Origin of the sequence: Sphingomonas sp. MS122 (genome assembly GCF_049532975.1) — a bacterium.
GTDB lineage: Bacteria > Pseudomonadota > Alphaproteobacteria > Sphingomonadales > Sphingomonadaceae > Sphingomonas.
Map to the genome: position 1 here is coordinate 622,502 of NZ_CP186695.1, position 20,870 is coordinate 643,371.

General features: G+C 68.1%; 18 protein-coding genes. 13 read left to right on the top strand and 5 right to left on the bottom strand.

Annotation, left to right across the window (positions count from 1 at the left end):
- The first annotated feature begins 115 nt into the window (after positions 1–115).
- Positions 116–2,476 (top strand): glycoside hydrolase family 95 protein, encoded by a 2,361-nt coding sequence (locus tag ACO227_RS02945; RefSeq protein WP_423605137.1) that lies wholly within the window; start codon positions 116–118, stop codon positions 2,474–2,476.
- Between the two features lie 8 nt (positions 2,477–2,484).
- Here the strand turns inward: ACO227_RS02945 and ACO227_RS02950 are convergent, their stop codons facing one another.
- Complete coding sequence (locus ACO227_RS02950; protein WP_423605139.1) at positions 2,485–3,285, bottom strand: IclR family transcriptional regulator; 801 nt, start codon at positions 3,283–3,285, stop codon at positions 2,485–2,487.
- A gap of 56 nt (positions 3,286–3,341) precedes the next feature.
- Here ACO227_RS02950 and ACO227_RS02955 point away from each other — a divergent pair, with 56 nt between their 5' ends.
- The 11 genes from ACO227_RS02955 (at position 3,342) to ACO227_RS03005 (ending at position 14,999) form a co-directional block, all read left to right on the top strand.
- Positions 3,342–4,634, top strand: coding sequence for an L-fuconate dehydratase (locus ACO227_RS02955; RefSeq protein WP_423605140.1), 1,293 nt, complete (start codon positions 3,342–3,344; stop codon positions 4,632–4,634).
- Positions 4,631–5,407 (top strand): SDR family oxidoreductase, encoded by a 777-nt coding sequence (locus ACO227_RS02960; RefSeq protein ID WP_423605142.1) that lies wholly within the window; start codon positions 4,631–4,633, stop codon positions 5,405–5,407. The genes ACO227_RS02955 and ACO227_RS02960 overlap by 4 nt, the downstream gene beginning before the upstream one ends.
- Before the next feature lie 14 nt (positions 5,408–5,421).
- Complete coding sequence (fucP, locus tag ACO227_RS02965) at positions 5,422–6,690, top strand: L-fucose:H+ symporter permease (protein WP_423605144.1); 1,269 nt, start codon at positions 5,422–5,424, stop codon at positions 6,688–6,690.
- A complete protein-coding gene (locus ACO227_RS02970; protein ID WP_423605146.1) occupies positions 6,687–7,703 on the top strand; it encodes a zinc-binding alcohol dehydrogenase family protein in 1,017 nt (338 codons plus the stop codon). The genes fucP and ACO227_RS02970 overlap by 4 nt, the downstream gene beginning before the upstream one ends.
- A 1-nt stretch (position 7,704) precedes the next feature.
- Positions 7,705–8,544 carry an amidohydrolase family protein gene (locus ACO227_RS02975; protein ID WP_423605147.1) on the top strand — a complete coding sequence of 280 codons (840 nt, stop codon included), beginning with the start codon at positions 7,705–7,707 and terminating at the stop codon, positions 8,542–8,544.
- Between the two features lie 148 nt (positions 8,545–8,692).
- Entirely contained in the window at positions 8,693–9,454 is a 762-nt protein-coding gene (locus tag ACO227_RS02980) for a glucose-1-phosphate cytidylyltransferase (RefSeq protein ID WP_423605149.1), read from the top strand.
- Complete coding sequence (gene rfbG / locus ACO227_RS02985) at positions 9,447–10,607, top strand: CDP-glucose 4,6-dehydratase (protein ID WP_423605151.1); 1,161 nt, start codon at positions 9,447–9,449, stop codon at positions 10,605–10,607. Before ACO227_RS02980 ends, rfbG begins: the two co-directional genes overlap by 8 nt.
- On the top strand, positions 10,598–11,809 hold the full coding sequence (locus ACO227_RS02990; protein ID WP_423605153.1) for a DegT/DnrJ/EryC1/StrS family aminotransferase: 1,212 nt from the start codon (positions 10,598–10,600) through the stop codon (positions 11,807–11,809). Before rfbG ends, ACO227_RS02990 begins: the two co-directional genes overlap by 10 nt.
- Before the next feature lie 20 nt (positions 11,810–11,829).
- On the top strand, positions 11,830–13,050 hold the full coding sequence (locus ACO227_RS02995) for a methyltransferase domain-containing protein (RefSeq protein WP_423605154.1): 1,221 nt from the start codon (positions 11,830–11,832) through the stop codon (positions 13,048–13,050).
- 15 nt (positions 13,051–13,065) lie between these two features.
- Positions 13,066–14,007, top strand: a complete 942-nt coding sequence (locus tag ACO227_RS03000; protein WP_423605155.1) for an NAD-dependent epimerase/dehydratase family protein — start codon at positions 13,066–13,068, stop codon at positions 14,005–14,007.
- Complete coding sequence (locus ACO227_RS03005; protein WP_423605157.1) at positions 14,004–14,999, top strand: glycosyltransferase family 2 protein; 996 nt, start codon at positions 14,004–14,006, stop codon at positions 14,997–14,999. Before ACO227_RS03000 ends, ACO227_RS03005 begins: the two co-directional genes overlap by 4 nt.
- Here ACO227_RS03005 and ACO227_RS03010 read toward each other — a convergent pair whose 3' ends face one another.
- Positions 15,000–16,796: a hypothetical protein gene (locus tag ACO227_RS03010; protein WP_423605159.1), complete on the bottom strand. Its 1,797-nt coding sequence runs from the start codon at positions 16,794–16,796 to the stop codon at positions 15,000–15,002. It lies immediately after the preceding gene.
- Between ACO227_RS03010 and ACO227_RS03015 the strand changes: the two genes are divergently transcribed.
- Positions 16,778–17,623 (top strand): hypothetical protein, encoded by an 846-nt coding sequence (locus tag ACO227_RS03015; protein ID WP_423605161.1) that lies wholly within the window; start codon positions 16,778–16,780, stop codon positions 17,621–17,623. The genes ACO227_RS03010 and ACO227_RS03015 overlap by 19 nt on opposite strands.
- Before the next feature lie 7 nt (positions 17,624–17,630).
- Here ACO227_RS03015 and ACO227_RS03020 read toward each other — a convergent pair whose 3' ends face one another.
- The 3 genes from ACO227_RS03020 to ACO227_RS03030 form a co-directional block, all read right to left on the bottom strand.
- Positions 17,631–18,980 carry a pectate lyase family protein gene (locus ACO227_RS03020; RefSeq protein ID WP_423605163.1) on the bottom strand — a complete coding sequence of 450 codons (1,350 nt, stop codon included), beginning with the start codon at positions 18,978–18,980 and terminating at the stop codon, positions 17,631–17,633.
- Between the two features lie 62 nt (positions 18,981–19,042).
- Positions 19,043–20,296 (bottom strand): outer membrane beta-barrel protein, encoded by a 1,254-nt coding sequence (locus ACO227_RS03025; protein ID WP_423605165.1) that lies wholly within the window; start codon positions 20,294–20,296, stop codon positions 19,043–19,045.
- A 10-nt stretch (positions 20,297–20,306) separates the two neighbouring features.
- Positions 20,307–20,867 (bottom strand): polysaccharide biosynthesis/export family protein, encoded by a 561-nt coding sequence (locus ACO227_RS03030; protein WP_423605167.1) that lies wholly within the window; start codon positions 20,865–20,867, stop codon positions 20,307–20,309.
- Positions 20,868–20,870: the final 3 nt, after the last annotated feature.

Here is a 20,870-nt window from a genome sequence, read left to right on the forward strand (position 1 = left end):
TCCGACGACCCGTCCCGGCGCGGTCCGGCCAGGCGCGCCCTGCTCGCGACACCCAGTGGCTCGACTTCACTTTCATATATGATATGAACTTGCAAAATAGAGTCGGAGAGGCGGGATGGGGGCTGCAAGCGGGCATGGGATCGGACGCCGCGCGCTTCTGTTGAGCGGCGCCGGCATCGCGGCCGGACTGGGTCTCCTTCCGGCCCGAGGTTCGGCACGCGGCTCGCGCCCAAATCCGCACGAGCTATGGTATAGGGCGCCGGCCAGGGAATGGGTCGAGGCGCTGCCCGTCGGCAATGGCCGCATCGGCGCGATGGTGTTCGGCGGCACCGCCGCGGAGCAGCTCCAGCTCAACGAGGACACGCTGTGGGCCGGAGCCCCCTATGACCCGGTCAATCCGCGCGCGAAGGCCAGCATGGCGGCGCTGCGCGAACTGATCTTCGACAGGAAATATGCGGAGGCGGAGAAACTCGCCAACGCCGACATCATGGCGATCCCGCGGCGTCAGGCGCCGTACCAGACCGTCGGCAGCCTGATGATCGAAATGCCGGACATCGCCGCCGCGCCGGTCACCGGCTATCGCCGCGCGCTCGACATCGACAGCGCCGTCGCCGAGACGCGCTTCGTCGCGAACGGCGTCACCTTTCACCGCCATGTGGTCGCCTCGCCGGCCGATCAGGTGATTGCGGTCCATCTCACCGCCAGCCGCCCCGGCGCGATCGACGCGCGGCTCGCCTTCACCTGCCCGCTCAAGACCTGGCAGGCGGCCCCCGAGGGGGACGACACGTTCGTCCTGTCGGGGCGCAACGACCCGCATTTCGGTATCCCCGGCGCGCTGCGCTTCGAGGCGCGGCTCAAGGCGATCGCGCGCGGCGGCCGCGTGCGCGGCGACGGCAATGCGCTCCGCATCGAGGGCGCGGACGAGGTGACGCTGCTGATCGCGATGTCGACGAGCTATCGCCGCTACGACGACGTCTCGGGCGATCCCGCGGCGATCACCCGCGCGCAGATCGCCGCCGCGGCGCGCAAGCCGTTCGCGCGCATCGCCGCCGACACCGCCGCCGAGCACCGCCGCCTGTTCCGCCGCGTGGCGATCGACCTCGGGACCACCGCCGCGGCCGCGCTCCCCACCGACCAGCGCATCCGCTCGGAGACGGTCGACGACCCCGCGCTCACCGCGCTCTACTTCCAATATGGCCGCTATCTGCTGATCTGCTCCTCGCGCCCGGGCAGCCAGCCCGCCAACCTCCAGGGCATCTGGAACGACAAGACCAGCCCGCCCTGGGGCAGCAAATACACCGTCAACATCAATACCGAGATGAACTACTGGCCGGCCCAGCCGACCGCGCTGCCCGAATGCGTCGAGCCGCTGATCCGCATGGTGAGCGAGATCGCGCAGACGGGTGCGCGGACGGCGCGCGACATGTACGGCGCGCGCGGCTGGGTCACGCATCACAACACCGACCTGTGGCGCGCCACCGCGCCGATCGACAGCGCCTTTTACGGCCTGTGGCCCACCGGCGGGGCGTGGCTGGCCACGCATTTGTGGGAGCATTACGAATACAATCCGGACCCGGCGTTTCTGGAACGCGTCTTCCCGATCCTGCACGGGGCGGCGCTGTTCTTCCTCGACACGCTGCAGACCGATCCCGAGACCGGCCATCTCGTCACCAACCCCTCGATCTCGCCCGAGCTCGGCCATGGCCGCGGCTCGTCGCTGATCCACGGTCCGACGATGGACATGCAGATCCTCAGCGACCTGTTCGACCAGACCTGCGCGGCCGCGCGCATCCTAGGCAAGGAGGACGAGACCACGCGCCAGTTCGCGCAGGCGCGCGCGCGGCTGCTGCCGATGAAGATCGGCGCGCAGGGCCAGCTCCAGGAATGGCCCTATGACTGGGATGCCACCTCGGTCGATCTGCATCATCGCCACGTCTCGCACCTTTACGGGCTGCATCCGAGCCGCCTGATCGACGTCGATCGCACGCCCGCGCTCGCCGCGGCGGCCAGGCGCACGCTCGAGATCCGCGGCGACGAGGCGACCGGCTGGGCGACCGCGTGGCGGATCAACCTGTGGGCGCGGCTGCGCGACGGCGCGCGGGCGCACAAGATCCTGCGCTTCCTGCTCGGGCCCAAGCGTACCTATCCCAACATGTTCGACGCGCACCCGCCCTTCCAGATCGACGGCAATTTCGGCGGCACCGCCGGAATCGTCGAGATGCTCGTCCAGAACCATGGCGAGACGATCGAGCTGCTTCCGGCACTCCCCCCCGCCTGGCCGAGCGGATCGGTGCGCGGCCTGCGCACGCGCGGCGGCTGCACGCTCGACCTCGCCTGGCGCAACGGACGGCTGGAGCGCGCGCGGATCGCGGGGCGCATTCCCGGCGTCCGCACCGTGATCCTCGGCGGCAAGCGCCGCACGGTCCGCGTCGGGCCCGGCCGCACCGTCACGCTGCGTGCGGACCAGTTCGCATGATCGCTGGGCTAGGCCGCGCTCTCCGGCGTCCAGCCGAGCCCGGTCGAGATGCGCAGTACGGCGTCGCGCAGCAGCAGCCGGGTCTCCTCGAGCGTGGTGCGCTGCGACCCGTCGATCATCACCAGGAACGGGATGGTCAGCGCCGCGGCGACCTGCCCGTCGATGCCGAACACGGGATAGCTGATGTCGGTGACGCCCGAGGTCCGCGCGCTCGGCTGCATCTCGTAGCCCTGCATGCGCACCACCTCCAGCCGCTGGCCCAGCCGATCGCGCAGCGCCGTGTCGCTGCCGGTCAGCGCCTCGACAATCGCTCCGCGCCGCTCCGCCGCCGCGAAGGCGAGCAGGACATGCCCCGAGCAGCTCGTGACCAGATCGATCGTCGCGCCGAGCCGCATGCCGAAGCCGACCGAGCCGATATTCTCCTGCCGCTGCACGACCAGCCCGAACTCCTCGCCGCGCACCACCAGGTGGCAGGACTGGTTGGTGGCGATCGCCAGCTCGTGCATCACGGGCGCCGCGACATGGCTGAGCGACTGCGCCGGCGTGGCGCGAAAGGCGACGTCGAGCATGCGATAGGTGACGCTGTAGCGGTCGCTGGCGAGGTCCTTGCGCAGCCAGCGCCGCCGCTCCATCACCACGATCACGCGGAAGATCTCGCTGATCGAACGCCCGAGCCGCTGTGCCATCTCGGTGATCGTCAGCCCGTCGGGCTGCGCCGCGAGCAATTCGAGGATGTCGATCCCCTTCTCGAGCGCGGGCGCGGTGTAGATGCGCGGCGTGGACGCATCGGCATTGTCGGAACTGGCCATCGCTCCATCCATAGGCGACTTTCATATATGAAAGCAATTCCGGAATATAGCTCTCCATGACTCGCATCACTGGCCTGCGCACCGCCGACATCCGATTCCCGACCAGCCAGGCGCTCGACGGGTCTGACGCGATGAACCCCGATCCCGACTATTCCGCCGCCTATGTCGTGCTCGAGACCGACACGCCCGGGCTGGAGGGGCACGGCCTCACCTTCACCATCGGCCGCGGCAACGACATCTGCGTCGCCGCGATCGAGGCGATGCGGCACCTCGTCGTCGGGCTCGATCTCGACTGGGTGCGCGACGATCCCGCGCGGTTCTGGCGCCACCTCACCGCCGACAGCCAGCTGCGCTGGATCGGGCCGGACAAGGGCGCGATCCACCTCGCCACCGGCGCCGTGGTCAATGCCGTATGGGACCTGTGGGCCAAGGCCGAGGGCAAGCCGCTGTGGCGGCTCGTCGCCGACATGAGCCCCGAGCAGATCGTCGGCGCGATCGACTTCCGCTATTTGACCGACTGCATCACGCCCGATGAGGCGCTGGCGATGCTGCGCGCGCGCGCGCCGGGCAAGGCCGATCGCATCGCCCGGCTCGAGGCGCGGGGCTATCCCTGCTACACCACCTCGGCCGGCTGGCTCGGCTATCCCGACGACAAGCTGCGCCGCCTCGCGCAGGAGGCGGTGGCGGCGGGCTATCGCCACATCAAGCTCAAGGTCGGCCGCGACCTCGACGACGATATCCGCCGCCTGCGCATCGCGCGCGAGGCGATCGGCCCCGACGTGCGGCTGATGATCGACGCCAACCAGATCTGGGAGGTCGATCAGGCGATCGAGTGGGTCAAGGCGCTGGCCTTCGCCGATCCCTGGTTCATCGAGGAGCCGACAAGTCCCGACGACATATTGGGCCACGCCGCGATCCGCCGCGGCATCGCCCCGGTCCGGGTCGCGACCGGCGAGATGTGCCAGAACCGCATCCTGTTCAAGCAGTTCATCATGGCCGGCGCGATCGACGTGGTGCAGATCGACGCGTGCCGAGTGGGTGGAGTCAACGAAATCCTGGCGATCCTCCTCATAGCCGAGAAATACGGTCTCCCCGTCTGCCCCCACGCCGGTGGCGTGGGCCTGTGCGAGTATGTCCAGCACCTCGCGATGATCGACTATGTCGCGATCGCAGGCACGATGGAGGGCCGCGTGATCGAATATGTCGACCATCTCCACGAGCATTTCGTCGATCCCTGCGTGATCCGCGATGCCGCCTACATGCCACCGGTCCGCCCGGGCTTCTCGATCGAGATGAAGCCGGAATCGATCGAACGCCATCGCCATCGCGCAGCGGAGCAGGCGGCATGAAGCTCGGGCTCGACGACAAGGTGGTGATCGTCACCGGCGGCGGCGCTGGCATCGGCGGTGCGATCTCGACAGTGCTGGCCGAGGAGGGCGCGATCCCGGCGATCATCGGTCGCAGCCCGCTCAAGCCCGAGTTCGAGGCCGCGATCCGCGCGCTCAAGCCCGAGACGATCTTCATCCAGACCGACGTCACCGACGATGCCGCCTGCGCCGCCGCGGTGGCGCAGATCGCCGCGCAGGGCCGCGGCATCCACGGCCTGGTCAACAACGCCGGTACGAATGACGGCGTCGGACTCGAAGCCGGCACCGCCGCCTTCCTCGCTTCGGTCACGAGCAACCTCGGACACTATTACGGCATGGCGCATCACTGCCTGCCCCACCTGCGCATGAGCCGCGGCGCGATCGTCAATGTCTCGTCCAAGACCGCGGTCACGGGACAGGGCGGCACCAGCGGCTATGTCGCGGCCAAGGCGGCGCAGCTCGGCCTTACCCGCGAATGGGCGGCGGCGCTGCTGCCCGACGGCATCCGCGTCAACGCGGTGATCCCGGCCGAGGTGATGACCCCGCTCTACCAGAGCTGGATCGCGACCTTCGACGATCCCCAGGCCAAGCTCGACCAGATCACCGCGCGCATCCCGCTCGGCAAGCGCATGACCGCCGACCGCGAGATCGCCGACACCACGGTCTTCCTGCTGTCGGACCGCGCCAGCCACACCACCGGCCAATGGGTCTTCGTCGACGGCGGCTACACTCATCTCGACCGTGCGCTGGACTGAAGGAGAGACGCGACATGGCATCCGCATCACCCGGCCAGCCCCGACCCAACTACCTCCCCGCGATCGCGCTGACGGTCAGCCTGTTCTTTCTGTGGGGGGTCGCAAACAACCTCAACGATATCCTCATCGCGCAGTTCAAGAAGGCGTTCGTGCTCTCGGATTTCGGCACGAGCTTCGTTCAGCAGGTCTTTTACCTCGGTTATTTCCTGCTCGCGATCCCTGCCTCGCTGCTGATGCGCGCCAAGGGGTACAAGGCCGCGATCGTCACCGGATTGCTGCTATATGGCTGCGGCGCGCTGCTCTTCTACCCGGCCGCGCTGGCCAGCGAGTACGCTCTGTTCCTCGCCGCCCTGTTCGTGATCGCCGCGGGGCTCGCCTTTCTCGAAACCTCGGCCAACCCGCTGATGACCGAGCTCGGCGACCCGGCGGGCGCCGCGCGGCGGATCAACTGGGCGCAGGCGGCCAACCCGCTCGGCGCGATCAGCGGCATCCTCATCGGCCGCCATTTCATCCTCTCCGGCATCGAGCACGACGAGGCCGCGCTCGCAGCGATGGGCGAGGCGCAGCGCCTCGCCTTCTACCGTGCCGAGGTGCTGGCGGTGCAGGGGCCGTACCTCGTGCTCGGCCTCGTCGTGCTCGCCTTCGCCGCTGCCGCGATCGTCGTCCGCTTCCCCGAGGGCGAGACGTTCGACGATGGCGAAACGCGGGGCCGCCGCTTCTCCGAGCTGTTCGGCAAGCCGCGCCTGCTCTTCGCCACGCTCGCGCAATTCTTCTATGTCGGCGCGCAGGTCGGGATCTGGAGCTACACGATCCGCTATGCCCAGGCGAACGTGCCCGGGATGGGCGAGCATGCCGCCGCCGACATGCTGTTCGTCAGCCTCGTGCTGTTCGCGATCGGCCGTTTCGTGGGCACCACGCTGATGAGCCGCATCGCCCCCGCGCCGCTGCTCGCCGCCTTCGCCACGATTGCGCTTGCGCTTAGTGCGGTCGCCGGGTTGGTCGGAGGACAGGCCGGGCTCTACGCGCTGGTTGCCGCGAGCTTCTTCATGTCGATCCAGTTCCCGACCATCTTCGCGCTGGGAGTCGAGGGACTGGGGCCGCTGCGCAAATGGGGGTCGTCGCTGATCATCATGGCGATCATCGGCGGCGCGGGGCTCACCGCACTGATGGGGCTGGTCTCGGACCGCGCCGGCATCGCCACCGCGATGCTCGTTCCCGCCGCCGCCTTCGCGGTGATCCTGCTCTTCGCCCTGTCCGCACGCAAACCGGCGACTCTTGCATGACCATGCAAGCGATCGTCTGCGAGCAGCCCGGCACGCTCTCGCTCGTCGCTCGCCCCCGGCCCGAACGCCTTGCAGGCGAGGTGCTGCTGCGCATCCGCCGCGTCGGCATGTGCGGCACCGACTATCACATCTTCCGCGGCACCCAGCCCTATCTCGCCTATCCGAGGGTGATGGGGCATGAGCTGGCCGGCGAGGTGATCGAGGGCGACGAAGGCGGCCGCTTCGCGGCGGGCCAGATCGTCTGCGTCATGCCCTACCTCTCATGCGGTACGTGCATCGCCTGCCGCCGCGGCAAGACCAATTGCTGCGTCAACATCCAGGTGCTCGGTGTGCACCGCGACGGCGGGCTCGCCGAGTATCTCGCGGTCGATGCGCGCTTCGTGATCGACGCCGCGGGCCTCACGCTCGATCAAGCCGCGATGGTCGAATTCCTGGCGATCGGCCGCCACGCGGTCGAGCGCGCCGCGCTCGATCCCGGCCGGCGCGTGCTGGTCGCGGGCGCGGGACCGATCGGCATGGCCGTCACGCTGTTCGCGGCACAACGCGGCGCCGAGGTCACCGTGCTCGACGGCAACCGCGCGCGCGCCCGCTTCTGCGTCGAGCGGCTCGGCGCGTCCGCGATCATCACGCTCGACGAGGACGTGCCCGCGCGAGTCGCGGCGCTGACCGAAGACGACGGGTTCAGCGCGGTGTTCGACGCCACCGGGAGCCCCACGGCGATCGAGGCCGGCTTCGCGCATGTCGCGCATGGCGGCACTTATGTTCTGGTCTCGATCGTCGCCGCCGACATCCGCTTCAGCGATCCCGAATTCCACAAGCGCGAGATGACCTTGATGGGCAGCCGCAACGCCACCATCGCCGATTTCGAGGCAGTGATCGCCGCGATCCGCGCCGGCGCCGTCCCGGTCGGCGCGATGCACACGCACAGCGCGCCGCTCGCCCGGCTGCCCGACATGATCGAAGGCTGGATGCGTCCCGAGGCCAGAGTCATCAAAGCGATCGTCGAAGTCTAGGATGCGAATCGACGCGCACCAGCATTATTGGCGGATCGGCCGCAACGGGCATGAATGGCCGACGCCCGATCTGTCCGCGATCCACCGCGACTTCCTGCCCGCCGATCTCGCGCCCGAGCTGGCGCCGCTCGGCATCGCCCGCACCATCGCCGTCCAGTCGCAGCCCGCCGACGCCGATACCGACTGGCTGCTCGATCTTGCCGCGAACGAGCCGTCGGTCGCGGCCGTGGTCGGCTGGTGCGACGTGCGCGCGCGCGATGCCCCGGCGCGGATCGCCGCGCTCGCCGCGCGTCCCAAGCTGCGCGGCCTGCGCCCGATGCTGCAGGACCTGCCGCCCGGCTGGATCCTCGACCCCGCCGCCGCGCCCGCGCTCGCCGCGATGGCCGAGGCGGGACTGGCGTTCGATGCGTTGATCCGTCCGGTGCATCTCCCCGATATCGCCGCGCTCGCCGATACCTGGCCCTCGCTCGTGATCATCGTCGATCATGGCGCGAAACCGCCGATCGCGGCGGGGCGGCTCGAACCCTGGGCAACGCAAATCCGCGATCTCGCCACGCGTGCCAATGTCAGCTGCAAGCTGTCGGGTCTCACGACCGAGGCCGCGGCCGGCTGGACGCCCGACGATCTCGCGCCCTATGTCCGCCATCTGCTCGCCTGCTTCGGCGCCGATCGCCTGATCTGGGGGAGCGACTGGCCGGTGCTTCGCCTCGCCGGCGATTACGCGCAATGGTTTGAAATCGCCGGCCAGTTGCTGCCCGGCATCGTCCAGCAGGACCGTGACGCGATCTTCGGCGGCAATGCGGCGCGCCTCTATCGTCTGGACGCCGCCTACCACGATTGAGCGCGGGGATAACCCCCATGCCCGAATCGCTTCGCGCCGCGGCGCGCCTAGTCTGTGCATGCGAATCTGGCGTGCGAGGAGCGGGCGGATGCAGGTCGTGTTGTTGGCAGGAGGACTGGGTTCACGCCTCTCGGAAGAGACCGTTCGCGTGCCCAAGCCGATGGTGGAGGTCGGCGGCAAGCCGATCATCCTGCACGTGATGGACATCTATGCGCAGCATGGCCTGACCGACTTCGTCGTCGCGTGCGGCTACAAGATGCTGCTCATGAAGAAGTTCTTCCACGATCTTCACTTCATGACCAACGACTTCACCGTCGCGATCGGCAATGGTCGGGTGGCGCTGCGGCAATGCCGCTCGCTCGACTGGAACGTATCGGTGGTCGACACCGGCGAACTCACCATGACCGGCGGCCGCCTGCTGCGGCTTCGCGACTGGCTGGAAGGCGGGACCTTCATGGTCACCTACTCCGACGGGGTAGGCGATATCGACATCGGGGCACTGCTGGCGTTCCACCGTTCGCACGGCAAGCTCGCCACGGTCACCGCGGTGCAACCGCCGGCGCGGTTCGGCAATCTCGAGCTCGAAGGATCGCGCGTCGCCGAGTTCACCGAGAAGGTGCGCAAGCACGAGACCTGGATCAACGGAGGCTTCTTCGTGTTCGAGCCAGGCGTGCTCGACTATCTGGAAGGCGACGAGGAACCGCTCGAGCAGGCACCGCTCAGCCGCCTCGCCCGGGACGGCGAGCTGTTCGCGTACAAGCATACCGGGTTCTGGCATCCGATGGACACGATCCGGGACCGGGACCATCTCAACCAACTCTGTGTAGCCGGATCTCCGCCATGGGCTGAAAGTCCCCCTGCCCCACGGCGGCTCGCCCCCGCGCCGACAGGAGCGCATGCACATGCGTGACGCGCGGTTCGACGAAGGCCGGCTGAGCCGCGCGCTGGCAGGCCGCCGGATACTCTTGACCGGTCACACCGGCTTCAAGGGTGGCTGGCTAGCGTTGTGGCTACGGCGGCTGGGCGCCGACATCACCGCGGTCGCGCTGCTCCCGAGCGACCGCGAACCCAGCTTCTTCGAGGCTGCCGGCGTCGCAGACCTGGTCGACCACCGGGTCTGCGACATCCGCGACGAGGCGGCCTTTCTCCGCACGGTCGAGGACTGCGATCCGCAGCTCGTCATCCACTTGGCGGCGCAGGCGCTGGTCCGTCCCTCCTATGCCGCGCCCGTCGAGACGCTGCAGACCAACGTCATCGGCACCGCGGTGGTGCTCGAAGCCGCACGCCGCTTTGCACAACTCAAGGGCGTGATCGTCGTCACCAGCGACAAATGCTACGAGAATCGCGGCTGGCCCTGGGGCTATCGCGAGACCGACCGGATGGGGGGGAGCGATCCCTACAGCGTGTCCAAAGGCTGTGCCGAGTTGGTGGTCGAGGCCTATCGCCGTTCCTTCTTCCGCGAGCCCGGCAGCCCGGTGCTCGCCACGGTGCGCGCGGGCAACGTGTTCGGCGGCGGCGACTGGGCGACCGACCGGCTGGTGCCGGACATCGTCCGCGCGGTCGAAGCCGGCAAGCCGGTGCAGATCCGCAATCCCAACAGCGTGCGGCCGTGGCAGCATGTGCTCGATCCGCTCGCCGGCTATCTGATGCTCGCCGCCGGCCTCGTTGAAGGCGACCGCGGCCTCGAAGGCGGCTGGAATTTCGGGCCGGACTGCGAGGCGGCCGTGGATGTCGGGACTCTCGCCGGGCTGCTCGAAACCGCCTGGGGTCCCAGAGGTCCCAAATTCCTGTTCGGCGACGCCGGCGATTCACCGCCCGAAGCCCGGGTCCTGCGCCTCGACAGCACCAAGGCGCGAACCCTGCTGGGCTGGCGCCCGCGCCTGACGCTGGAGGACGCGGTCGCATTGACGGTCGAATGGTATTCGGCAGCGCTCGACGGGAACCGCAGGCTGCGCGCGCTCAGCGAGCGCCAGATCGACCGCTACGTCCTCGGCATCGGTCAAATGCGACCGATGGGAACATCCTTCGATCCAGTCTTCGGAGTCGCTGCCGCATGCGCGTGAACTATGGCCAGAGCGTCCATGGCGAGGCGGAGATCGCCGCCGTCGTCAACGTGTTGCGCACGTCCACCCAGATGGGTGCCAATGTCCGCGCGATGGAGGCACGCGTCGCCGCGCTGTTCGCCAAGCGGCACGGGATCATGGTCAATTCGGGCTCGTCGGCGAATTATCTCGCGGTCGAGCTGCTGCGCCTGCCGCCCGGCAGCGAGGTGATCACCCCCGCGCTCACCTTCGCCACCACGGTCGCGCCGCTCGTGCGCAACGGGCTGGTGCCCGCCTTCGTCGACGTGCGCGAGGGGACCTACAATATCGACGAGGACGCGATCGAAGCGATGATCACGCCGCGCACCCGCGCGATGATGATTCCCTCGCTGATCGGCAACCTCCCCGACTGGGACCGGCTGCGCGCGATCGCCGACCGGCATGGCCTGGTAGTGATCGAGGACAGCGCGGATACGCTCGGCGCCACGCTGCGCGGGGCGAGCACCGGCACGCGATCGGACATCAGCACGACCAGCTTCTACGGCTCGCACGTGGTCAACGCGGCGGGCAATGGCGGCATGCTGTGCGTCAACGACGAGGCGCTGGCGCAGCGCGGGGTGCTGATGCGGTCCTGGGGCCGTTCCTCCTCGCTGTTCGTCGAATCCGAAGCGATCGAATGCCGGTTCGACGCGAGATTGGGCGATATCCCCTATGACGCCAAATTCCTGTTCGAGGAGCTCGGCTATAATTTCGAGCCGTCGGAGATGGGCGCCGCCTTCGGGCTGGTCCAGCTCGACAAGCTCGCGGACAACATCACGCTGCGCGAGCGCAATTTCGCGCGGCATCTCGCCTTCTTCGCGGACTATGGGGACTGGTTCATCCTCCCACGCCAGCTGCCCGAGGCGCGCACCGGCTGGCTCGCCTTCCCGCTGACGCTCCGCCCGGACGCCCCATTCACCCGGCGCGAGCTGCAGATCTGGTTCGAGCGAGCGGACATCCAGACGCGCGTGGTGTTCACTGGCAACATCCTTCGCCAGCCGGCGATGGAGAATGTGAAGGCCGAGGTCGATCCGCGCGGCTACCCAGCGGCGGACACCGTGACGCGCGGTGGGATCCTGCTCGCCTGCCACCATGGCCTCGGCGACGCGCAGGTCGAGCATATCCACGCGACCTTCCGCGACTTCGCCAAACACCAGGTCTCGCCGGCTGCCCGCGTGGCGTAACCATCGAAAGGGGATATGAAATGAAACGACTGCAGCATTGCCGCACCTGCCTTGCACCCATGCCATTCCTGTTCCTGCCAATGGGCCAGCACCCGCCGGCAAACATGTTCGTCCGTCCCGAGGAGTATGACGAGGATCAGCCGACCTTTTCGCTGAACACCGAGGTTTGCCTGAATTGCGGGCTGATCGAGATCGCCGACCAGATCCCAGCCGATTTCTTCCGCCACTATCTCTACGTCCCCTCGGGCGCGACGACGATGCACCGGCATTTCGGCGTGCTGGCCGATGTGCTTGGAGAAGCGGCGGAGGACGGGCTGATCGTCGATATCGGATGCAACGACGGGCTGCTGCTGGCCGCGTGCAATGCGCGCGGGCAGAGGACGCTGGGCATCGATCCCGCCGCTAACCTCGCCAAGACCGCAGCCGAACGCGGGGTCGATGTACATGTCGCCTATTTCGATCCGAACACCGCCGATGAGGTACGCAATGCGCATGGCCGCGCGAAGGTGATCGTCACCACCAACACCTTCAACCACATCGGCGACCTGCATAGCTTCATGGAAGGCGTCATCCGCCTGCTGGCGGAGGACGGTGTCTTCGTGGTGGAAGTCCCCTGGGCCAAGGAACTGCTCGAGCGCAACGAGTTCGACACCGTCTATCAGGAGCATGTCTCCGAATTCAGCCTGTTATCGATGGTGAAACTCGGCGAATTCTTCGATCTCGACGTGACCGATGTGCACCGCCTGCCCATTCATGGCGGTTCGATGCGCGTCTTCTTCCGCAAGAAGGGTTCGGTCGAACCCACGCCAGAGGTCCAGGCGATGCTCGACGAGGAACTTGCCGCAGGCATGCTCGAGCCGGAAACCTATGAGCGGTTCGCCGAACGGGTCGAGACCGTTCGGGTCCGCCTGCTCGCGATTCTCGACGATCTGAAGGCGCAGGGCAAGAAAATCGCCGGCTATGGTGCGCCGGCAAAGGGCAACACGCTGCTCAACTATTTCGAGATCGGCCCCGACAGGCTCGACTTCCTGGTGGACCGCAATCCCCTGAAGCATGGCCTCTACTCGCCGGGCATGAAAATTTCGGTCAAGTCCGTCGATGCCATCGCCGACGAAAAACCCGACGTCCTGATGGTGCTCGCCTGGAACTTCTTCGACGAGATCCGCGAACAGCAGTCGGATTTCGTGGCGCGCGGCGGCCGCTTCCTCGTACCGCTGCCCGAGCCCGTGCTCGTCAGCTGAAGCGGAGGCCCATCGATGCCCGAGCGCGTGTTGATTACAGGCGGTGCTGGTTTCATCGCCTCGCATCTGGCGGCAAGCCATCTCGCGAGCGGCGACGAAGTGCATCTGCTGGTCCGGCCGGGCGGTCCAGCGCACCCCGAGCGAATCAGGCCGGAAGCGGAGGTGCACGAGGTCGATCTCGCGGACCTGCATCAGGTACAGCGTTGCCTAGCGCACGCCAATCCGACACTGGTTTATCACTTGGCGAGCGCCACAGGACGCGACGCCGCGACGCCGGACCCGGTGGAGAGCCCGGCGACAACCCGCGACCTCGACCAGCTGATGGTGCTGCTCGCGGCTGCCGCGGAGAGCCCCGCGATCCGCGCGATGGTCCGTTCCGGTTCGCTCGCGGAATATGGCAACCAGCCGACGCCGCCGCGCGAGACGCGGCGCGAGGAGCCGCGCACCGTCTACACCGCGGCGATGGTTGCCGGCACGCATTATTGTGCGATCGTGCAACCCCGGCTGCACTTCGGCATCCTCACCGCTCGGCTCGCCTTGACCTATGGGCCCAACCAGTCAGAGCAGTTCCTGCTGCCTGCTTTGCTGCGCCATTGCTTCTCGGGCACGACCTTTACCGTGCACCGGCCGGACGACCGGCGCGACATGGTGTTCGTCGACGACATCGTCGCCGCGCTTCGCGCAATGGCCTGCTCCGGCCTGCCAGGCGGGACGATCCTCAACCTGGCGAGCGGGCGCGTGCGGACGGTGCGGGAGATCGTCAAGATCGTGCTGGAGGTTATCGGCGCCCCCGCCGACCGGGTGAGGTTCGAGCCAACGAACACCCCAACCGCCGGCCTGGATGCGGTGTACGGCTCCCCGGACCGGGCTGCATTGCTACTCGGCTGGCGCGCACGAACGCCGCTGGCGGAAGGGATCGCGCGCACTGCCCGGTCGCTCGAGGAGGTCGTCGCATGACCGCCCCCACGCTGGTCTCTGTGATCGTGCCGGCCTTCAACGAGGAGGCCACGGTCGAGCGCGCCTATCGCGAGATCACGGCGGTGTTCGAGGCGCTGCCCGGCCATGCGCTGGAGCTGATCTTCACCGACAATCATTCGACCGACGCGACCTTCGCGATCCTGCGGCGGATCGCCGGCGCCGACCCGCGGGTGCGCGTCGTGCGCTTCTCGCGCAACAACGGTTATGAGCGCTCGCTGCTCGTCGGTTACCAGCGCGCGCGCGGCGCCTGTGCCGTCCAGATCGATTGCGACCTCCAGGATCCCCCCAGGCTGATCCCCGAGATGCTGGCGCTGTGGCGCGAGGGTCATCAGGTCGTCTATGGCGTGCGCCGGGCGCTGCCCGACGGCCCGGTGACGACCCGGCTGCGGCGCATCTTCTATGCCGGGATGCAGGCGCTCAGCGATGACGAGCTGCCCCGCGACGCGGGCGAGTTCCGCCTTGTCGACGCGTGCATCCTGGCCGAGCTGCGCAAGGTCGACGATACCAGTCCCTATCTGCGCGGCCTGATCAGCGCGATGGGGTTCTCGCAAGTCGGACTGCCCTATGACCGCGAGGCGCGCGTCGCGGGGCAGAGCAAGTTCCCGCTCAGCAAGATGCTGGGCCTCGCGCTCGACGGGCTGCTCAACCATTCGCTGATGCCGCTGCGCGTCGCCTCGATCACCGGGCTTACGGTCGGCATCTGCACCTTCGTCCTGACCCTGGTCTATCTCGCCGGGCGCCTCGTCTTCGGACAGAGCTGGCCGGCCGGCTTCGCGACGACAACGATGCTGCTCCTGCTCGGCATCACGCTCAACGCGATCTTCCTCGGCATCATCGGCGAGTATCTCGGCCGCATCTTCCGGCAGGTCAAAGGGCGGCCGCGACCGATCGTCGAGGTGGAGATCGGGTGCGCCGGACCGCATCCGCTGCGCGCCGTGGGCGAAGGGGGGCGCGACGAGATGCGCGGCTGATCAGCGGGGCAAGTACAGACGAACCCGCTCGCCATCCTCGACCTTGCGCAAATCGAGCGGGATCATGCGATAGCCTCGCTCCCGGGCGAACGCATCCAACGCCGCATCGGCATTCCCTTCCATCCCGGTCAGGACCGCGGCCGGCGGTTGCGCGGCGAGCAACGCGGGGATCGTATCGGGCGTAATGAAATAGTCGTAGTGACGCCGCTCGTCCCGAGGCACCCATGGTGCGGCTCGGACTTGGAACTGGCCCGACGCGAAATGCGGGTAGACCGGCAGACGCCCCTCCTGCGCATGAATTGGCGAGAGGGTCGCTACTGGACCCGCGCCTCCCTGCTGCCGCACGAGCGCGGCGATCGCCGCACCGTCCCGCGCCACACGGATGCCCGTCCATTGTCCGGGATTGGCGATCCCAATGAGCGAGGGCAGCAGCAGCGGCGCACCGGTGATCACGGCCAGCGTCAGCACCGCCGCCACCAGCGGGCGCGCGAGATTGCGGCCCGGAAGGTCGAGCGCGCCGAACAACAGGCCGATCAGCACGATCGCGAAGGGCAGCGGCGGCGTGAAATATTGCGGAAACGAGGGTGTCGGCACGAAGGAGATGGCTGCGCCGACCACCGCGAGGGCAGCGAGGAGCAAGTGCGGCCAGCGCAACACCAGCGTTTCGCGCCGCACGAAGGCGATCGTGAGAAACGACAGCAGCAGGACGAGCATGAGCATCGGTACGCCGGACAACCACAGCCGATGTGCCAGCAGCAGCTTGCCCGCGATGCCGATCACCTTCGGGTCGGCAGGGTCGGGATGCGCCGCCCAATAGCCGAGCTGCGGCCCGCGATGCGCGCTGAACACATGCGCGATGAAACCCTCGGGATCGCCCAGCGCGTAGATCAGGACGGGGAGCCCGCCGATGATTCCGCCGATCAGCATCGGCAACGCCACGCGCACCAGCCGGATGCGCAGCGGCAGGCCCGGGGGCACCAGCAGCACGGCGATCGCGAACGGGACCAGCAGCGGCAGGTAATTGGCTTTGAACCCTGCCGCCACGGCGAGAAGCAATCCGCTGGCCAGCGCAAGCACCGGCGCAGGCCGGCTGCGGTCGACGGCGCGCAGAAACAGATAGAGGCCGAACAGCATGAACGGCACCGGCAGGAAATTGTTGGTCGCCGTCATCCCGGTCGCGTTGAGGAACATCGGATTGAGGACGAGCAACACGATCATCAGCCCGCCGATCAGCGCGCTTCGCACATAGGCGCGCGCGATGAGCACCAGCGCGGCGCAACTTGCGATCCATGCCATGAAGGTCAGAAGCCGGCCGATGAGCAGATAATGCGCGTCCCCGAACAGCGCGAAGGCGCTCGCATAGAGAAGGGCGATGTTGGGAAAATGCGTGAACCCGATTCCCGGATAGAGCGGATACTCACCGAACAGGACGCCGGCCGACACATAGAATTGTTCGTCATGCTGCAGCGGATAGGTCATGATGCGCGCGAACAGCGCGAGCAGACACAGGGCGCCGACCGCCCACGCCGCGATGCGCCACGCGCGGTCGGGCGTATCGGGCGATGTCACGTCGCGAACCTCGGCGGCTTCCCGGAACGCAGTCCTCAGCATCATGATCGTCCCGCCCAATATGCCGCCAATGGATAGCCCGAACTGCCCGAACGTGCGGGTGGGCAGGAGGATTACTCCCACCGTCCCCCCCATCATCGCCGGAGCTGGTGCTAGAGCGGGACGCGAACCCGGCCGCCTGCCGGGCGCCGCCTGGAGCCCAAGCCGCCGTGGATCGTGCCAGCTCATTCTTCGCCGCCCCACCGGAACGGGTCACCGCCCGCGACGAGGCGCGTTTCTTCGGCCTGCTCAAGACCGCGAACAACACCTTCAAGCGCACCGAGCCGTCGCGCCTCGCGGGGGTCGACAAAGCCCTGATCGCAACCCTCGCGGCTTATGACAGCCCGCTCGGCGCCGTCCTCGATCTCGGCATCTCCTCCGGCGTCACCACGCTCGAACTGATCGAGGCCCTGCGCAAAGCCGGCCATGCGGCGGAGGTTACGGGCACCGACCGATCGGTGCGGGCGCGGCTGGTCGCGCTCCCCTATGGCTGTCGCGCCCTCGTGGAGCCCGACGGCCATGTGCTGCAATATGAGGTGCTCGGGCGAGCAGTCCGCCCATGGGAGCGGCGGCTCGACCGCTGGACCGGGATGACCGTCCTGCGCGCGCTCGTCGAACGGCGGCTGCGCGAGCCCGCCATGGCGCGCGCAGCGGCGGGCGAAGGCGAGGAAGTGGCACTCCTCAGCCCGCGGCTGCGGCAGGCCGGCGCGTTCCGCTGGCACGAAGACGACATCACGCGCCGGAACCCGGCCTTCGTCGCGCGATTCGACCTGGTGCGCGCGGCGAACCTGCTCAACCGCCATTATTTCGAGCCGGACACACTGCGCGAGGCCGTTGCCAACACGATCGCCTATCTCTCCGGTCCGGGGGCATGGCTGCTGGTCCTGCGGACGCATGGCGCGTCCGATCACCGCGGCACGCTGTTCCGGATGGACGAGGCGCGGCGACTGTCGGTCGTCGATCGCTTTGGGTCGGGATCCGAGGTCGAGGCGCTGGTGATGGAACTCGCCGGCTGACCGTCACCTAGCGCAGCGTGCGTCCGGCGAGTCGCGTCTCATGGGCATAGTTCAGGAACTCCTCGAGATTGGCCCAGCCGTTGCCGTCCGCATCGCCCCAGGCATCGTTCCGTGCCGGATCGAGCCGGCGGTGGCGCTCCCACGCGTCGGACATGCCGTCCCCATCCGCATCGGCATAGGATCTACCCGTGCGCAGCGCCGGAAGAATGCGGTTGTCGCGCCCGATCTTGCCGGTGCGCGAGCGGACCTCCTCCGTGATCCGCACATCGACCGCATCGCGCGGAAAGGCGCCCGCCCCGCCGAGCACCTGGGCATAGGCCGCGCGCGCATCGAGCACCGCGCTCCGGAGCGGGCAGACCGGCGTGGCGACGAACACCTCCTGCGCGATCGGGGCGAAGACGACGCGATCACCGTCGATCACGTTGCCGGCCTGGTAGATGCGCGCCCGTCCGGTCGAGCCGACGAGCGGCCGGTCGATCGCATAGGCGCGCCCGGCCGTGCTTGGGCCCTGCTTATAGTAGTTGCCGACGATGTTCGCCGGGGTGCCGCCATAGCTTTCCCACACCTCGGTGAATTGCGAGCTCGCATTGTAGAGCACGTTGTTGACCACCTCGACGCACGATCCCGGCGGGAAGTTAACGTCCGGATTGCGGTCGCCATTGTGCGCGCAGAGGTTGCGGACGAAGCTGAGCTGCTGCGGACCCTTGGGGTCGCTCGCGAGCAGCGCGCACTTGTCGTGGCGCGGCACGCCCTCGGCGAAGATCGACCAGGAGATGGTGATCGCGTCATTCTGCGCATAGCCGCCGACATTCTCGTCGAGCGCCCAGGAGGCGCTGACATGGTCGAGGATCACGTTGCGGCTGTTCTCGATGATGAACGCGCTGTTGGCGCCACGCTGCTCGCCCGGAAGGTCGGTGCGCACGCGGATATGGCGCACCACGACGTCGTGAGTGTTCTTGACGACGAAGGGTGTGAAAGCGAGCTTCCCGCCCGAATGGGTGAGCAGGATGCCGTCGCCCGGCGCGGTCTCGCCGGCGATGGTGAGATTGGGGTGTACGATGATCGGCCGTTCGCGGACATAGCGGATCACGCCGCCGACGCGGAATACACAGACCCGCGGCCCCGATGCCTCGATGCACGCGCGCAGCGAGCCGGGCCCCTCGTCGGCGAGTGTCGTCACCGGAATGATCCGCCCGTCGCGGCCGCCGCGCGCGAAGCGGCCATGCCCTTCCGCTCCCGGGAACGCCAGCCGGTCCGCCTGCGTCACGCCCGCAAGCGGACGTTCGACGATCGGTTCGTCCTCCGCCGCCTTGCACGACGCGGTCACCGAGCAGGACAGGGCAACCGTCAGCATCATCGCGGCGGGCCGCGCCAGCCGGAAGAAGGATCTGTCATGGGAGCTCAATGTCATCATCGTCTTCAAAAGCGCACGCGCACCCCGGCCTGAACTTGCGCGCGGGAATATTCGTCCAGCGGATCGCGCGCCGTGCGCCGCGCGTAGTTGATCCCGGCGAAGAGCGAGAAAGTCCGGTTGACGAGATACTCGCCCTCGGCCGCCAGGCTCCAACTGTTCAGCCTGTCCGCGCCCGGCCCGCGATACCGGCTCTGCGTCCACCCTGCCCGGCCATGGAGCAGCACATTGTGATAGGCTTCCTGGCTCACGGTCACCGCGACGCGCGTGTCGGTGCGCCCGGTGGCCCCGGCGCGCGCGGTGGCGACGTCGCCGCGGAAGATCTGCGCGGTCACCGCGGTACGGACGCGCGGGTTCCAAGTGAGGTCGCCGCTGAGCGCGAAGCCGGTATAGCCGTCGAGCGCGCCGTCATCGGGATCGAAACGGAACACCCCGGCGCCGATCCGCCCGCGGAGCCGTGCGCTGACTTCGCGGCTGACGCCTGCGAGCACGCCATAGGTGGTGGCATCGCGGTTGATGCCACTGATATCGAACGCGGTGCGGAAATTCCGCCGGTTCGCATATCCCTCGACGAAGAAGGAGACGGGCGCCGCCGGGTGCCAGGTGGCGCGCGCCGAGCCGCGCAGCATCGTGAAGTTGCGGTCGTTCTCCGCCGGATCGAGGAAGTCGAACTTCTGCACGCCTGCGGTCAGGCTGAGGCCGATGCGCGTGCCGCTGAGCGCATAGCCGACCTCGCTGGCCAGGATGTTGATCTTGCGCGGGGGCAGCAGGATGCTCGCGCGCGCTTCGGGATCGGCGCGGTTCTCCACCGCGCGGTCGAAGCGCAGCTCGGTCGAGAGGCTGTGGTTGCGCGCCGGCGCCATCCGCCCGGACACCGCGGCGCCGAAGCTGGTCGCGCTTTCCCGTCCCTGGTCGAGATAGCGCCGGGTGTCGGCATAGACCTCGCCATGCAGCTCGGCATTGGCGGACTGCCAGTCGATCGCGGCCCGCGGGCGCGCGATCAGCGCGATGTCGTCGATCTCGTCCTGCGAGGTCGAGTAGACATTGGTGTCGTAGGTCGCGGTGATGTCGACATCGATCCGCATCTCGGCCGGGCCGACGCGGATCGGACGGCGCTCATATCCCGGGCGCGCGAGATCGAGCGGCGAGGCGCCGCGGCGGGCCTCCTGCGCGCCAAGAGGCGAAGTCCCGGCCAGGGCAACCGCGATCAGAGGCAGCGCCCGGCACGATCGCGTCGCCGGGGCGGTCTGGCGCCGGGCCATGACCAGCCCCTCAGAACCAGGCTTCGGGAACGACGATGGTGTCGCCGGGCAGTACCTGCGAGTCGGCGTCCAGCCGCGCCTTGCTCCGCGCGGTCCCGGTCAGCCGGTCGACGCTGGCAACTTTCTTGTTGGCGCGGAAGGTGTAGCCGCCGGCAATCGAGACCGCGGTGAGCACCGTCATACCGGGCACATAGGGATATTGGCCGGGCCGCTGGACCTCGCCGAGGATGTAGAAGGGACGGTATTTCTCCACCTGCACGCTGACATTGGCATTGGGCGCCAAGTCGCGCGTGCGCAGCACGCTCGCGATCTCGGTCTCGAGCTCGGGCGCCGACTTGCCGGCGACCTGGAGCGTGCTCAGCATCGGCAGCGAGATGGTGCCGGCATCGCTGACGATGTAGCTCCCGGCCATCGCATCGAAGCCATAGACCGCGACCTTGATCGAGTCGCCTGGTCCCAGCGTGTAGCGCGTGGTCGAACCCGCGCTCGCGACCGGCAGATCGGAATAGGCGCTTGAGCATGCGGCCACGGGCAACGCGCAGATGCCACTCAACAGCGTTCGGCGGTTCACGGC